Source organism: Marinagarivorans sp., assembly GCF_982758155.1.
Window position 1 is genome coordinate 1 of sequence record NZ_CEXWTU010000036.1, and the last position, 13,731, is coordinate 13,731.

Annotated in this window: 16 protein-coding genes; 6 read left to right on the forward strand and 10 right to left on the reverse strand. The window is 45.7% G+C overall.

All coding sequences use genetic code 11. The features are described from left to right. The 4 genes from AC3A8L_RS06365 to AC3A8L_RS06380 all read right to left on the reverse strand — a co-directional run. The coding region (locus AC3A8L_RS06365; RefSeq protein ID WP_487961396.1) for a (d)CMP kinase at positions 1-209 on the reverse strand (209 nt) is incomplete at its 3' end. Then, entirely contained in the window at positions 209-925 is a 717-nt protein-coding gene (pyrF, locus tag AC3A8L_RS06370; RefSeq protein ID WP_487961397.1) for an orotidine-5'-phosphate decarboxylase, read from the reverse strand. The genes pyrF and AC3A8L_RS06365, both read right to left, overlap by 1 nt. Before the next feature lie 206 nt (positions 926-1,131). Continuing rightward, positions 1,132-2,919, reverse strand: a complete 1,788-nt coding sequence (gene aspS / locus AC3A8L_RS06375; RefSeq protein WP_487961398.1) for an aspartate--tRNA ligase — start codon at positions 2,917-2,919, stop codon at positions 1,132-1,134. Positions 2,920-2,975: 56 nt separating this feature from the next. Continuing rightward, complete coding sequence (locus tag AC3A8L_RS06380) at positions 2,976-3,260, reverse strand: FmdB family zinc ribbon protein (protein ID WP_487961399.1); 285 nt, start codon at positions 3,258-3,260, stop codon at positions 2,976-2,978. A 396-nt stretch (positions 3,261-3,656) separates the two neighbouring features. Between AC3A8L_RS06380 and AC3A8L_RS06385 the strand changes: the two genes are divergently transcribed. Together AC3A8L_RS06385 and AC3A8L_RS06390 are read left to right on the forward strand one after the other, a co-directional pair. Next, the gene (locus AC3A8L_RS06385) at positions 3,657-4,154 is read left to right on the forward strand and encodes an HU family DNA-binding protein (RefSeq protein WP_487961400.1); all 498 of its coding nucleotides are present in this window, start codon (positions 3,657-3,659) and stop codon (positions 4,152-4,154) included. A gap of 146 nt (positions 4,155-4,300) precedes the next feature. Then, positions 4,301-6,031, forward strand: a complete 1,731-nt coding sequence (locus tag AC3A8L_RS06390) for a proline--tRNA ligase (RefSeq protein WP_487961401.1) — start codon at positions 4,301-4,303, stop codon at positions 6,029-6,031. 147 nt (positions 6,032-6,178) lie between these two features. Here the strand turns inward: AC3A8L_RS06390 and AC3A8L_RS06395 are convergent, their stop codons facing one another. Then, positions 6,179-6,454, reverse strand: coding sequence for a hypothetical protein (locus tag AC3A8L_RS06395; RefSeq protein ID WP_487961402.1), 276 nt, complete (start codon positions 6,452-6,454; stop codon positions 6,179-6,181). 211 nt (positions 6,455-6,665) lie between these two features. On the opposite strand from AC3A8L_RS06395, the gene AC3A8L_RS06400 reads away from it, so the two are divergent. The 4 genes from AC3A8L_RS06400 (at position 6,666) to AC3A8L_RS06415 (ending at position 10,378) form a co-directional block, all read left to right on the forward strand. Then, positions 6,666-7,421 (forward strand): tRNA (adenine(22)-N(1))-methyltransferase TrmK, encoded by a 756-nt coding sequence (locus AC3A8L_RS06400; protein ID WP_487961427.1) that lies wholly within the window; start codon positions 6,666-6,668, stop codon positions 7,419-7,421. 56 nt (positions 7,422-7,477) lie between these two features. Beyond that, positions 7,478-7,726, forward strand: coding sequence for a sulfurtransferase TusA (gene tusA / locus AC3A8L_RS06405; RefSeq protein ID WP_487961403.1), 249 nt, complete (start codon positions 7,478-7,480; stop codon positions 7,724-7,726). A gap of 70 nt (positions 7,727-7,796) precedes the next feature. Then, positions 7,797-8,660 carry a PA4780 family RIO1-like protein kinase gene (locus AC3A8L_RS06410; protein WP_487961404.1) on the forward strand — a complete coding sequence of 288 codons (864 nt, stop codon included), beginning with the start codon at positions 7,797-7,799 and terminating at the stop codon, positions 8,658-8,660. Between the two features lie 119 nt (positions 8,661-8,779). Next, positions 8,780-10,378 (forward strand): ABC-F family ATPase, encoded by a 1,599-nt coding sequence (locus AC3A8L_RS06415; protein WP_487961405.1) that lies wholly within the window; start codon positions 8,780-8,782, stop codon positions 10,376-10,378. 56 nt (positions 10,379-10,434) lie between these two features. Here AC3A8L_RS06415 and AC3A8L_RS06420 read toward each other — a convergent pair whose 3' ends face one another. The 5 genes from AC3A8L_RS06420 to eno form a co-directional block, all read right to left on the reverse strand. Next, entirely contained in the window at positions 10,435-10,740 is a 306-nt protein-coding gene (locus AC3A8L_RS06420) for a putative signal transducing protein (protein ID WP_487961406.1), read from the reverse strand. Next, the gene (gene ispF, locus AC3A8L_RS06425) at positions 10,737-11,231 is read right to left on the reverse strand and encodes a 2-C-methyl-D-erythritol 2,4-cyclodiphosphate synthase (protein ID WP_487961407.1); all 495 of its coding nucleotides are present in this window, start codon (positions 11,229-11,231) and stop codon (positions 10,737-10,739) included. The genes AC3A8L_RS06420 and ispF overlap by 4 nt, the downstream gene beginning before the upstream one ends. A gap of 22 nt (positions 11,232-11,253) precedes the next feature. Next, positions 11,254-11,982 carry a 2-C-methyl-D-erythritol 4-phosphate cytidylyltransferase gene (ispD, locus tag AC3A8L_RS06430; RefSeq protein ID WP_487961408.1) on the reverse strand — a complete coding sequence of 243 codons (729 nt, stop codon included), beginning with the start codon at positions 11,980-11,982 and terminating at the stop codon, positions 11,254-11,256. 25 nt (positions 11,983-12,007) lie between these two features. After that, positions 12,008-12,277 carry an FtsB family cell division protein gene (locus tag AC3A8L_RS06435; RefSeq protein WP_487961409.1) on the reverse strand — a complete coding sequence of 90 codons (270 nt, stop codon included), beginning with the start codon at positions 12,275-12,277 and terminating at the stop codon, positions 12,008-12,010. Between the two features lie 106 nt (positions 12,278-12,383). Further along, complete coding sequence (gene eno / locus AC3A8L_RS06440; protein WP_487961410.1) at positions 12,384-13,676, reverse strand: phosphopyruvate hydratase; 1,293 nt, start codon at positions 13,674-13,676, stop codon at positions 12,384-12,386. Positions 13,677-13,731 lie beyond the last annotated feature (55 nt).

Sequence of the window (13,731 nt, forward strand, 5' to 3'; positions counted from 1 at the left end):
GCGTCAAAAGTAATATCTAGCCCGCCGGCAACACCGGCCAACGCTTTCACGTCCGTCAATGCTATATCGGATTTAATCGCCGCCAAGGCCGTCAAGCGATACAGTGCGCCACTATCTAACAACGCATAACCTGTTTTTTTGGCCAACAACTGACACAAGGTTCCCTTACCTGCACCACTTGGCCCATCAACGGTAATTATCGATTTCATCAATTGACTCCAACGGCGGTTAAGCTCGCGACTATGTCGTTACATACCTTTACAGGGTCTTGAGCTTGGGTAATTGGCCGCCCTATCACTAAATAATGACTACCGGCAGCCATCGCTTGCTGTGGCGTCATCACACGACGCTGATCCTGATTATCAGAACCTGCAGGCCGAATACCCGGAGTGACGAGTATAAAATCACTGCCATTGTGAGACTGTAAAGACGAAGCTTCCTGTGCCGAGCAGACAACACCATCTAACCCAGCACGGTTAACCAAGCTGGCCAGATGGAGCACCTGATCTTCTGGGGTGCGTGAAATACCTAATTGCTGAAGTTCTTCCTGGGTTGAGCTGGTCAACACCGTAACACCTATTAATAGGGGGGCCTGCTGATAACCCGCCAGGCTTTCCTTTGCGGCCTCTAACATTCGCACGCCGCCACTCGCATGAACGTTAACCATCCAAACGCCTAAATCTGCCGCAGCCTTTACCGCTTTTGCGGTTGTCACAGGAATATCATGAAATTTAAGATCCAGAAAAACCTCAAACCCCATGAGTTGTAGTTTTTCGACGATTGATGGACCGCAACTTGTGAAAAGCTCTTTACCAACCTTCACACGACAATGCTTGGGAGATAATCGCTCCGCAAGGGCGAGGCAATCACGCTCATTATCAACATCTAGCGCCACAACAACGGGCGACAGGGTGAGTTCGGACATAAAGATTTCTCTTACTTTTAAAGAAGACATTAGTATAAGGCGACATGTGTAGCCGTGTGAATGCAAAAAAATGCATGCCGCGAATATATTACGCGGTAGAAAACATTCGGCACTGATTCCACACAGAAAATACGCCGCCCCATAAAGAAAATCCCACAAGAAATACTCGCGGGATTTTTTGAACAGCCAATTAACTTACCGGAAGCTTATTCCGAAGCTACTTTTTTCTCGGCTTTAAGTTTCAATGCAATATTAAGCTCACGTAACTGTTGTGAATCAACAGAACCTGGCGCATCAGTCATAACACAGGCCGCTGATTGCGTTTTAGGGAAAGCAATAACATCGCGAATAGAGTCTGATTTAGTCATAAGCATTATTAGGCGGTCTAAACCAAACGCCAAACCACCATGTGGCGGAGCACCATGGCTCAAGGCGTCTAACAGGAAGCCGAATTTTTCGCGCTGTTCATCATGCTGAATACCCAATATTTCAAACACTGTCTGTTGCATATCTTGGTTGTGAATACGTACAGAACCACCGCCTAGCTCCGTACCATTAATCACCATATCGTAAGCACGACTCAGTGCAGCAGCAGGATCAGCTTTCAATGCATCAGGCGAACAAGAAGGAGCAGTAAAGGGGTGGTGCAAAGCGGTAAATCTTCCGCCATCTAGCTCTTCGAACATGGGGAAATCAACAACCCATAATGGCGCCCACTCACAAGTATAAAGATCAAGATCTGCGCCTAATTTGCAACGCAATGCGCCAAGCGCTTCAGAAACAACCTTACCCTTATCGGCACCAAAGAAAATAATGTCGCCATTCTGGGCTTCAAGGCGATCCAGAATTGCTTGGCGAACATCAGTTGGTAAGAATTTTACGATTGGTGACTGCAAGCCATTTTCAAGATCAGAGACATCGTTGACCTTAATGTAGGCAAGGCCTTTTGCGCCGTAAATGCTAACAAACTTAGTGTATTCGTCGATTTTCTTACGCGTGAGCTTTTCAGCGCCGCCAGGCACCTTAAGTGCTGTAACTCGCCCTTTAGGGTCTTTAGCGGGAGCTGAGAAAACTTTAAAGTCAACGGCACTCATTAAATCTTTAACGTCTACAAGCTCTAAAGGAATGCGCAAATCGGGCTTGTCAGAACCGTATTTTTCCATGGCTTCCGAGAAAGGCATGCGTGGGAAATCACCAAAATCGACCTGCAAGGTTTCTTTAAAGAGCGAGCGAATCATATTTTCAGTGATCGCCATAATGTCGTCTTCAGACATAAACGACGTTTCGATATCGATCTGAGTAAATTCTGGCTGACGATCGGCGCGCAAGTCTTCATCACGAAAACATTTGGCGATTTGGTAATAACGATCAAAACCCGACACCATTAATAGCTGCTTAAAAAGCTGTGGTGATTGCGGCAATGCAAAGAATTTACCTTCGTGTGTACGTGAAGGTACCAAATAATCCCGTGCACCCTCAGGAGTTGCGCGCGTAAGGATGGGGGTTTCAATATCCAAAAAACCGTTTGTGTGTAGGTAATTGCGAATTTCGGTGGTAATGCTCGACCGCAAACGAAGATTGCGCTGCATCTCGTTACGACGAAGATCAATATAACGATGCTTTAAGCGTACGTCTTCACCAACAGTTGTGTGAGCATCCATTTGAAACGGCGGAGTTTCCGCGACATTCAAAATTTCTAATGACTGTCCGTAAATTTCAATTTCGCCAGTTGACATGTTTTTGTTAACAGTCGCATCAGAGCGTGCGCGAACAACGCCTTTTACTTGTAGAACATATTCACTGCGGACCTTGTCGGCAAGCTCGAAATTGCTTTTACCGTCAGGATCAAATACCACCTGAACAATGCCGTCTCGATCGCGCAGATCGATAAAAATTACACCACCGTGATCTCGGCGACGATCAACCCAGCCGCAGAGGGTTACTTCTTTGTCGATATCAGTGGCGCGAACCGCACCGCAATAGATACTGCGCATAGTTTTTCCTAATTATTCAATTCAAATATGGATTACAGCTGGCCAAAGCATGAGCATTAACTCGCCGGTTTAGACTCTGCTTTGGCGGCTGCTGGCTTATCACCGGAGCTGGCTTTAGCCGTCTTGTCTTTTTCACCACTGGTAAGATTCTTTTTCTTACCAGACTTAAAGTCAGTTTCGTACCAACCACTACCACTTAAGCGAAAACCCGCGGCAGAGACTTTTTTATTTAACGACTCTTTACCGCAATCAGGGCAACCCGTTAAGGCCGCGTCACTCATTTTCTGCAAGGCTTCCAGCTCGTGACCACATTCCGTACATTTGTACTCATAGATAGGCATGCAAAATCTCCAAATACACGCAACAACTACCACTAAAATGAGCACCTACATCGCTGCAAGCATTCACGTCATTTTCAAAAGAGAGGCATTATACATGAGCGCAGCCCTTTTCGGGCAAGCACTGTCATAGGTTCGGAGAATGTGCTTTTTATGGCCGATTAGCCGTAAAACAGAGCATGCGTTTCACTTTTATCCCTATTTTTCAGGCTTTTTTAATGTTTTGTGTTGCTCAGGTTGCGAGTTTACTCTATATATACAGCACAAACAGCAAGACAATAGCTGTTACAGGCGTTAGCAAAGATGCTGTCTCACCATAAATATACTGACACAGACGATTAATGCTTACGCCGCCACCAATAAACACATCGCCAACAATGACTATTCCGAGGATTCAACATGCCCCCACGTAAAGCTGCCGCCAAAGCACCTGCCGCTAAAAAAGCACCAGTAAAAAAGGCACCTGCCGCTAAACCTGCCGCCAAAAAAGCACCAGCAAAGAAAGCTGCTGCAGCTAAAGCACCCGTAGTCAAAAAAGCACCTGTAGCTAAAGCTGCCGCTACTGGCGCAGCAAAGCCCTTAAAAGCTATACAAGAGCGCTACACCAAAACCGACATCCTAAACCGCATTAGTGAAGTGACTGAACTAAGCCGCAAAGATGTGACTGCCGTTTTCTCTGAGCTTGAGAACATTATTGAAGCGCACGTCAAAAAACGCGCTGTTGGCGAGTTCACAATCCCAGGCCTGATGAAAATTGTCACGGTTAAAAAACCTGCGACACGCGCCCGTAAAGGCATCAACCCTTTCACCGGCGAAGAAACCACCTTCAAAGCCAAGCCAGCCAGTGTTGCCGTTAAGATTCGCCCACTGAAAAAACTAAAAGAAATGGCGATCTAAGCCATAATTTAAAAAAGGGCAGCTTTTGCTGCCCTTTTTTGTGCCCGGCACCCAGGAAAACTGACAAGTTCCACCAGCTAACATAGAATGCCGACTAGGCATTATGCCCAACAAACAACTCACGCTATTTTTAGGTCTCATTTGCTATGCGCGCCACACAATTCTTAATTGCCACCCAAAAAGAAACCCCATCCGATGCAGTGGTCATTAGCCACCAACTTATGTTGCGCGCAGGCATGATTCGAAAGCTATCGTCAGGTCTTTACTGTTGGCTCCCTCTTGGACTTAAAGTTTTGCGTAAAGTAGAGAGTATCGTACGGCATGAAATGAATAACGCCGGCGCACAAGAGGTATTAATGCCAGTGGTGCAACCTGCCGAGTTATGGGAAGAGTCTGGACGCTGGGAACAATTTGGCCCAGAACTCACACGCTTTAGCGACCGCCATCAAAACAGTTTTTGCTTAGGACCCACCCACGAAGAAGTGATTACCGATCTTGTTCGCAGCGAATTAAAAAGCTACAAACAGTTACCCGCCAACTTTTATCAAATTCAAACGAAATTTCGCGACGAAGTACGCCCTCGCTTTGGCGTAATGCGTTCACGTGAATTCATCATGAAAGATGCGTACTCTTTCCATGCCGACCAAACCTCGCTAGAAGAAACTTACGCAATTATGCATGCCGCCTATTGCACAATATTCAACCGTATCGGGCTCAACTTTCGGCCCGTTGAAGCTGACACAGGCTCCATTGGCGGTTCCGGCTCGCACGAGTTTCACGTACTTGCCGAAAGCGGCGAAGATGACATCGCCTTTAGTGATGGCAGCGACTATGCAGCTAATATAGAAAAAGCCGAGGCCATTGCGCCCCCACAATCAACCGAAACAGCAGAATCAAAATCTGAACTGACTCACACACCGAATACGAAATCGATTGAAGAAGTCTCGGCATTTTTGAATGTAGTTGATCAAAAAATCGTTAAGACCTTATTGGTTATGGGTACGCCTGACGAAGAAACAGGGTTGCAGGGGTTAGTCGCATTATGCCTAAGAGGCGACCATGTACTAAATGAAGTTAAAGCCGAAAAATTAGCTGAAGTCGCAAGCCCACTCATTTTTGCCAGTGATGAAGATATTGAAAAAATCATTGGAGCCAACACCGGCTCTCTCGGTCCGATTAAACTCGAGATCCCCGTTATTGCCGATCGCGCTGCAGCAGCATTAATCAACTTCACTTGCGGTGCCAACAAAAATGATTACCACCTCGTTAACTGTAATTGGAATAAAGATGCGACCTACTCACGGATTGAAGACATTCGCAATGTTGTTGCCGGCGACCCGTCGCCTTGCGGCAAAGGTAATATTACAATCAAGCGAGGCATAGAGGTTGGTCATATTTTCCAGCTCGGCGATAAATATTCAAAAGCGATGAACGCCTCTGTACTTGATGCGCAAGGAAAAGACTCCATGATGACTATGGGCTGCTACGGCATAGGCGTTTCCCGTGTGGTTGCTGCAGCCATAGAGCAAAATAATGATGAATCTGGCATTATTTGGCCCGATGCCATTGCTCCTTTCAATATTGCGATTGCGCCCATCAATTTGCACAAATCAGAGCGTGTTGCAAAACTCTGTGAAGAACTTCATGAGCAACTACAAGCCAAAGGCTTTGATGTTTTATTGATGAATGAACCCAAAGCTCGATTGGGCAGCATGCTGGCAGACATCGAATTAATTGGTATCCCTCACCGTATCGTTATCGGTGATCGCGGCTTAGACAATAACGAAATTGAATACAAGCATCGTCGCGATGCTGAATCATCTATGCTAAATGCCGAAACAATTGTTGAAGCACTCTGTAAGAAGATGCAGTTTTAATTCTACCTAGATAAGGGCCTCAAGCCGAGGCCCCTTTTCAAACCTGTCTTTTTATCAACAAAAGAAGTCAGCTTAGTTAGCGACAACCAGACTATGTGGCGTCAATGCTCAGCGACTCTTACACCCAAGATAACTTCTAAAGCATACTTAATCGACAGCAACAATGGTTGTTGCATTAATAGGAGACTGCACCATTCGCTTATCGCCATTAATCGTCGGGTAAAAAATGTAATAACCCTTTTCCGGTACCGAGGTTACTTTACCGCTTATCACATGGTAAACCTGAGGATGCCCCTCGATATAGACGTCGTAATCTCCCCCGAGCATAGTATCCATAGTGCGGCTAGCATTATTGATGCGGTCGCAACCAGCAAAACTAAAGACGCAAAACAAACCAACCCAGTACTTTCCTGCAATAGCCATACAATTACCTTACATTTAAAATTTAGCCTAATGAATAGGCTCACTAAATATCAACAGCCGCAACTCGGCTTGGCAAAGCGGGCAAGAGCCCACCAGAATTTAAAACAATAGGGCGTATAATTGAAGTTGATACACTTCAATCCGCATATACATTAACATCCTTTAATAGAGTTTAACGCCTCATCAAAGTCAACGAACAAAAGGCACCACCATCAACACTGAAAATAAAGCTCAGCCCTACACCAATCCTGTCAGAAGATTAGGCTCAAGGCTTACACACCTATTAACTTGGGCTAGCACACAGCCATACGATCATATTTGGGATTTATGTTGCGACCATGGCCGCCTCGGGCTTCACTTGCACCAACAGGAAACCCCGCACACACAAACTATTCATTTAATTGATTGCGTGGCATCTATAATCAATAAAATACACCAACAATACGGGGCAAGCCTTGGAGAGCATCTTGTTGCACAGTGTATTGATGCAGGAAAGATCAAACTGTCGGATAAAGAACTTTCACAAAGCCATCTATTCATTATTGCCGGTGTTGGCGGTGAAACCGCCATTTCAATCACATCCGACATACTGCAACAAAACCCAAAACTTATCACGTCGACAGATACAAACGTAGCCTTCCTTTTCAGCCCTAATGGACAAACCTTTGAGTTGCGTCGCTATCTTCAGCAAGTACAATTTGACTGTATAGCGGAAGAATTCATCAGTGAAAGTGGGCAGCATCATGAGCACATACATATTCAACTGAATAAGATTGCCCCGCAAACCCGAAAAATTACGTTATTAGGGCATGACATATGGAGCCCAATAACACCAGAAAAGAGAAGTTACCTCAACAAACAGCAGCAACACTACCAAAAATGCTGGGTGCTAAAGGGCGAAAAGCCTGCATCTACTGCTGCTTTGGGCTACCTTGAGATCTTAAAGTCATCTACCGGTGGCGACTGAGCATTAACAAGGTACAATTACCACTTTAAACACAAAAGAATCGAACAATCTTTAGTATGACCGACGAAAAAAGCATCGAATTTGAAACCCTCTTAGATACGCAAGGGCTTTATTGCCCCGAACCCGTTATGCTTTTGCATGGGGCCATTGACGCCATCGCGACTGATCAAATCGTCAAAGTGGTTGCCACCGACCCATCTACACAGCGAGATATCCCCAAATTCTGCGATTTTTTAGGTCACGAGCTGCTACAAGCGTCTACTGCAAACGATACTTTTATTTTTTATGTTAAGCGCTCGAGCTAAACGACACTTAAACTTGCAACATCGTTCAACCCCTTTTATTTGAACACAATATTTTTGGTAACGTAATTTCATGAAAATGCCCAAACGCCTAAAGCCCCTATTTGATGACGGACTAATCGATGACGTCATAAGCTCATTGATGAGCGGAAAAGAGGCTTCTGTCTATGTTGTGCGTTGCGGTGATACTACTCGTGCAGCAAAAGTCTATAAAGATGCCGCCAAACGCAGCTTTAAAAAAGCCGTGCAGTATCAAGAAGGCCGAAAAGTACGCAATAGCCGGCGCCAACGCGCAATGGAAAAAGGCTCCAAGTTCGGCCGCGACCAACAAGAAGAAGCGTGGCAAAGCGCAGAATCTGATGCGCTTATACGAGTGGCAAATGCCGGCGTACGCGTACCCAGTTCCTACGGTTGCTATGATGGCGTACTGCTTATGGACCTGATCGCAACCGAAGATGGCGCCGTAGCGCCACGCCTGAATGATGTATCCATGAGCGCCGAGCAGGCCATCGAAGATCACATCATTATGATGCACTACATAATGCGCATGCTATGTGTAGGGATCATACACGGTGACCTATCTGAATTTAACGTGCTTGTTGATGATTATGGCCCTGTCATTATTGACCTGCCTCAAGCCGTTGACGCTGCTGGTAACAATAATGCCCACGGCATGTTTATTCGCGACGTCGATAACATCACCAACTACTACGCACAATTTGCTCCCGAAATTAAAAACACGCTGTACGCGAGTGAAATTTGGTCTCATTTTGAAGACGGCACCCTCGACCCAGATATGACACTTACAGGTCAATTTGAATCCGAAGATGTGTCAGCTGATGTCGATTCCGTTTTGGAAGAAATAAAGGCCGCTTTTGCCGAAGAGCAAGAGCGACAAGAACGCATACGCAGCGCAGATGACGACGAGGCGGATTAAATCCGCCCTCCTCACACAAAATGCGATTACTGCACAGTACATTAATCGCACAATACTCGACTCAATGCCGCTATATCCTTATAGTACGCGCCCTATTCCCTCGATGACTGGATTTACCGTTGATTTCTACCGCTAACATAACAATGCAATTTGGCGCCAAGCCGCTTTTCGAAAACATTTCTGTAAAATTTGGTGACGGCAATCGCTATGGCTTAATTGGCGCCAATGGTTGCGGTAAATCAACCTTCATGAAAATTCTAGACGGTAGCTTAGCGCCCTCTAGCGGTGTGGTAACCATTTCAACCAACGAACGCGTAGGTAAGCTTAGCCAAGACCAATTTGCTTTCGAAGAAATCACTGTAGTTGATACCGTGATTATGGGCCACACCGAACTCTGGAGAGTGAAAGAGGAGCGTGACCGCATTTATGCGATGCCAGAAATGTCTGAAGAAGACGGCATGCGCGTTGCCGACTTAGAAACTGAATTTGCCGAAATGGATGGCTACAGCGCCGAAAGTCGTGCCGAAGAAATCTTATTAGGTGCCGGTATCGCACAAGAGTTTCACTATGGCCGAATGAGCGAAGTCGCCCCCGGCTGGAAGCTTCGAGTACTGCTCGCACAAGCGTTGTTCTCGGACCCGGATATATTGTTACTGGATGAGCCCACGAACAACCTCGATATTCATACCATTCACTGGTTAGAAGAAGTGCTTAATCAACGTAAAAGCACCATGATTATTATTTCGCACGACCGCCACTTTCTAAATTCGGTCTGTACCCACATGGCTGACATCGACTATGGCGACCTACGTGTTTACCCTGGCACCTACGACGACTTCATGACGGCAGCAACACAAGTACAAGAGCGTCTTCACAGCGAGAATGCCAAGAAAAAAGCACAAATCAGCGAGCTGCAACAATTTGTAAGCCGGTTCTCTGCCAACGCATCAAAAGCTAAGCAGGCGACCTCACGCGCTAAGCAGCTCACAAAAATTAAACTTGACGACATTAAGCCATCAAGCCGAGTATCGCCTTATATTCGATTCAAGCAAGATAAAAAGCTACATCGCCAAGCGGTTACACTAGAAGGCCTTGGGCACGGCTTTGAGGGAGACCTTCTCTTTAAAGGCGGCGATATGATTTTAGAAGCCGGTGCTAGGCTTGCCATTATCGGCGAAAACGGCGCGGGTAAAACAACCCTATTGCGCTGTTTAACCAACGAATTAAATCCCAAAGCCGGTCGCATACAGTGGGCCGAAAATGCAACGCTTGGCTATTGCCCGCAGGATTCAACAGCCGCATTTAATTGTGAGTTGAATTTGTTCGACTGGATGAGCCAATGGCGTAAGCCTAACCACGACGATCAAATTGTTCGAGCCACATTAGGCCGCCTGTTATTCTCGGCTGATGACTTCAAGAAAAAAGTAAAGGTATGCTCTGGTGGCGAAAAAAACCGATTATTGTTTGGCCAGCTGATGATGCAAGATACGAACGTTTTGATTATGGATGAGCCAACCAACCACTTGGACATGGAGTCAATCGAGGCACTAAACCTTGCACTCGCACATTACGAAGGGACACTGATTTTTGTAAGCCATGACCGAGAGTTCGTATCATCTCTAGCTACGCGAATTATTGAGATTAAGGGCAATGAGTTAATCGACTTCCAAGGAACATACGACGAGCATTTAGCGAATCAAGAACTACAGCAGGCATAAACTAGTCTGCATTTGAGGTATCAGTCAATAAATACAAGACTGATACCTCAATGCCGCTAACCCACTTTATGCTGACAATTCCAGCATAACTTAAAAGACGGATAATTCTTCTCGTTACAGTTCGGACAGACCCAATCTGCAAGCTCTTCCTCAGACGTTAAACGCTCAATTAAGCCACTCGCCAAAGTGTAATCTTTTTCATTTACAACCCAAAGTTCTAACCAGCAATCCATTGGCGCTAAATCGCCAGCGCCCCCAGCGAGATGCTCATTTCTTAACTTCACCTCCACGCCCTCGCTAACCAGCAAGCTTTTAGCATTTTCGACTAAAATTGCATTCTGATGACTGTAAATTAACTTCACTGTAAATCCTCTTTCACCAATAGCACCACACACAATGCCGTTATACCTTCTTTGCGGCCATTAAAACCTAACTTTTCAGTGGTGGTTGCCTTGGTATTTACCTGACTAGGCTCGCAGGCCAAATCTGCGGCAATATTATTGTTAATGGTATCGATATGCGGCGCCATTTTTGGCGACTGAGCAACAATTGTGCAATCAACATTTCCAACACGATAACCGAAAGCTGATATCCGCTGGTAAACGCTACGTAATAGCTCGCGACTATCTATGCCTTTATAAGCTTCGTCAGTGTCTGGGAAGTGCCGACCAATATCACCAAGTCCAGCAGCCCCCAACAACCCATCACAAACAGCGTGCAGTAAAACATCGCCATCTGAATGAGCAATTAATCCATGCGTGTGCGCAATTTGTACGCCACCCAACACAACAAAATCACCTTCACCAAAAGCGTGTACATCAACGCCCTGCCCTATACGAAAACCGTAAGACATTACTTTCTCCAGAGCCTAATGCTCACCAATTCAATGTTTCTTGGCTTAAAATAAATCCTGCAAGCGCCAAATCTTCTGGCCGTGTAATTTTAATATTACTACGAGAATCTTCGATCAAATCAACAGCGCCACCAACAGACTCAATCGCGCTTGCCTCATCAGTAATCTGGATGCCGCTCACCGCTGCAGCTTCTAATGCAGCGCATAACTCGCCCAAGCGAAAGCACTGTGGCGTGTGGGCCTGCCACAAGCCTTCACGGGACACAGTTTCACTCACAGAGGTCGAGCCAGGCAGCTGTCGTTTTAATGTGTCAGCAACGCGGGATGCCAGTATTGCTCCTACGCCGGTCTTACGACAATGGCCAAATAAACGCGCTAACGAAGGATGACTTACGCAGGGCCTGGCAGCATCGTGAACCATCACCCAGTCAGAATCACGACAAGCAGGTAAAGTCTGCAGGTATCGCAAACCATTTAACACTGAGTCGGCGCGCTCAGGACCACCAACAGCTTTAAATATTCGTGGATGCTTCGCTACTGCCAATTTATCGAAGCGATTGTCATCACTCGCTAGGCATACGACTACGCCCGCTATATCAGTTAAATGCAAAAGCTTATCTAATGTCAGTTCAATAACCGCTTTATTATTTAGCGTTAAGTACTGCTTTGGCATTACAGCCTGCATGCGCGAACCAATGCCAGCTGCAGGCACAACCGACCAACAACGATCTGTATTATTTGAGATGGGCATTTATAGAGTCTTTATAGGAAGGAGATTAATCAGCAAACATAAAGAAGGTTTCACCTTCTTTAATCATCCCAAGTTGAGTTCTTGCTTTTTCTTCAATCATTTTAGAGCCATGCTTTAACGCCAAGACTTCTGCCAGCAAAACACGATTGCGGTCAGCAAGTATGTCAACTTCAGCTTGCTGCTTTGCCATCTCTCGCTTTAACAAGACCAAATGGGCCAAACTGCCATCGCCAACCCAAAGTCGGTACTGGCTAGCAAGCAACATTAATACTAAAACACATAAAAGTTTATTCATGATTCAAAGATAGCAAAAAAAAAGCATCAAATAAACAAAAGGGCCGCATTGCGACCCTTTGAGCAGAACCTTAACACCAGCCCATTTAGACCAGCGAAAAAAACGCCTAAACTTGCTTAAATTCGGCCAAGCCACGGTAAGGTGCTTTTTCGCCAAGCTCAGCCTCAATACGTAACAAACGGTTGTATTTAGCAACACGGTCAGAACGAGACAAAGAACCTGTTTTAATTTGACCCGCTGCAGTAGCAACGGCCAAATCGGCAATGAAAGTATCTTCAGTTTCGCCCGAGCGGTGAGAGATAACAGCAGTGTAGCCGGCATCTTTGGCCATTGTGATGGCGTCCAAAGTTTCGCTTAACGTTCCAATTTGATTAAATTTAATCAAAATAGAGTTCGCGATTTTCTTATCGATGCCTTCTTTCAAGATTTTGGTATTGGTAACAAACAAATCGTCTCCAACCAATTGCGTTTTCTCACCGGTTTTAACGGTAAGATCAGCCCAGCCCGCCCAATCGCTTTCATCCATGCCGTCTTCGATAGACAAAATAGGGAATTTTTCAGTAAGGCCTTTTAGGTAATCAGCAAATTCAGGGGCAGTGAATTTCTTGCCTTCACCAGCCATGTCGTAAATGCCATCTTTGTAAAACTCAGAAGACGCGCAATCCAAGGCTAAAGTAACATCTTTACCCAGCTCGTAACCGGCATTTGCAACAGCTTCAGCAATTGCTTCCAAGGCACCTTCATTAGAAGGCAAGTTGGGCGCAAAGCCACCTTCATCACCAACTGCAGTATTCAAACCACGGCCTGATAAAACTTTTTTCAGTGCGTGGAAAATTTCTGCACCAACACGTAAGGCTTCAGCAAAAGTTGGCGCCGCAACAGGCTGAACCATAAATTCTTGAATATCAACATTGTTATCAGCGTGCTCACCGCCATTAACAATGTTCATCATTGGAACGGGCATAGTGTACTGGCCCGGCGTACCATTCAAATCGGCAATGTGAGCGTACAAAGGAACACCCTTCGCAACAGAAGCAGCTTTTGCAGCCGCTAAAGATACAGCCAATATTGCATTGGCACCTAAGGTCGCTTTATTCTCAGTACCATCGGCGTCCAACATTATTTGGTCAAGTTCGCGCTGAGCGCTAGCATCTTTACCAATCAACAACGGCTTGATAGTGTCATTAATGTTAGCAACTGCTTTTAAAACACCTTTACCCAAGTAACGGCTTTTATCACCATCGCGTAACTCTAGCGCTTCGCGTGATCCCGTTGATGCGCCAGATGGTGCACATGCAGATCCCATTGCACCCGATTCCAAAATAACTTCAGCCATAACCGTTGGGTTACCGCGTGAATCCATAACTTCAAAACCTTTGATGTCGACAATCTTACTCATTAGAGTCCGTCTCCGTTAGTTGTGGGTAAAACATAATATTGTTTAGAATTAAATA

Bases quoted from the DNA above. Each gene is read 5' to 3' on its own strand.
- AC3A8L_RS06390 (WP_487961401.1), top strand. From the start codon at position 4,301: ATGCGCGCCACACAATTCTTAATTGCCACCCAAAAAGAAACCCCATCC.
- AC3A8L_RS06385 (WP_487961400.1), top strand. From the start codon at position 3,657: ATGCCCCCACGTAAAGCTGCCGCCAAAGCACCTGCCGCTAAAAAAGCA.
- eno (WP_487961410.1), bottom strand. From the start codon at position 13,676: ATGAGTAAGATTGTCGACATCAAAGGTTTTGAAGTTATGGATTCACGC.
- AC3A8L_RS06435 (WP_487961409.1), bottom strand. From the start codon at position 12,277: ATGAATAAACTTTTATGTGTTTTAGTATTAATGTTGCTTGCTAGCCAG.
- ispD (WP_487961408.1), bottom strand. From the start codon at position 11,982: ATGCCCATCTCAAATAATACAGATCGTTGTTGGTCGGTTGTGCCTGCA.
- AC3A8L_RS06395 (WP_487961402.1), bottom strand. From the start codon at position 6,454: ATGGCTATTGCAGGAAAGTACTGGGTTGGTTTGTTTTGCGTCTTTAGT.
- AC3A8L_RS06410 (WP_487961404.1), top strand. From the start codon at position 7,797: ATGAAAATGCCCAAACGCCTAAAGCCCCTATTTGATGACGGACTAATC.
- tusA (WP_487961403.1), top strand. From the start codon at position 7,478: ATGACCGACGAAAAAAGCATCGAATTTGAAACCCTCTTAGATACGCAA.
- pyrF (WP_487961397.1), bottom strand. From the start codon at position 925: ATGTCCGAACTCACCCTGTCGCCCGTTGTTGTGGCGCTAGATGTTGAT.
- ispF (WP_487961407.1), bottom strand. From the start codon at position 11,231: ATGTCTTACGGTTTTCGTATAGGGCAGGGCGTTGATGTACACGCTTTT.
- aspS (WP_487961398.1), bottom strand. From the start codon at position 2,919: ATGCGCAGTATCTATTGCGGTGCGGTTCGCGCCACTGATATCGACAAA.
- AC3A8L_RS06380 (WP_487961399.1), bottom strand. From the start codon at position 3,260: ATGCCTATCTATGAGTACAAATGTACGGAATGTGGTCACGAGCTGGAA.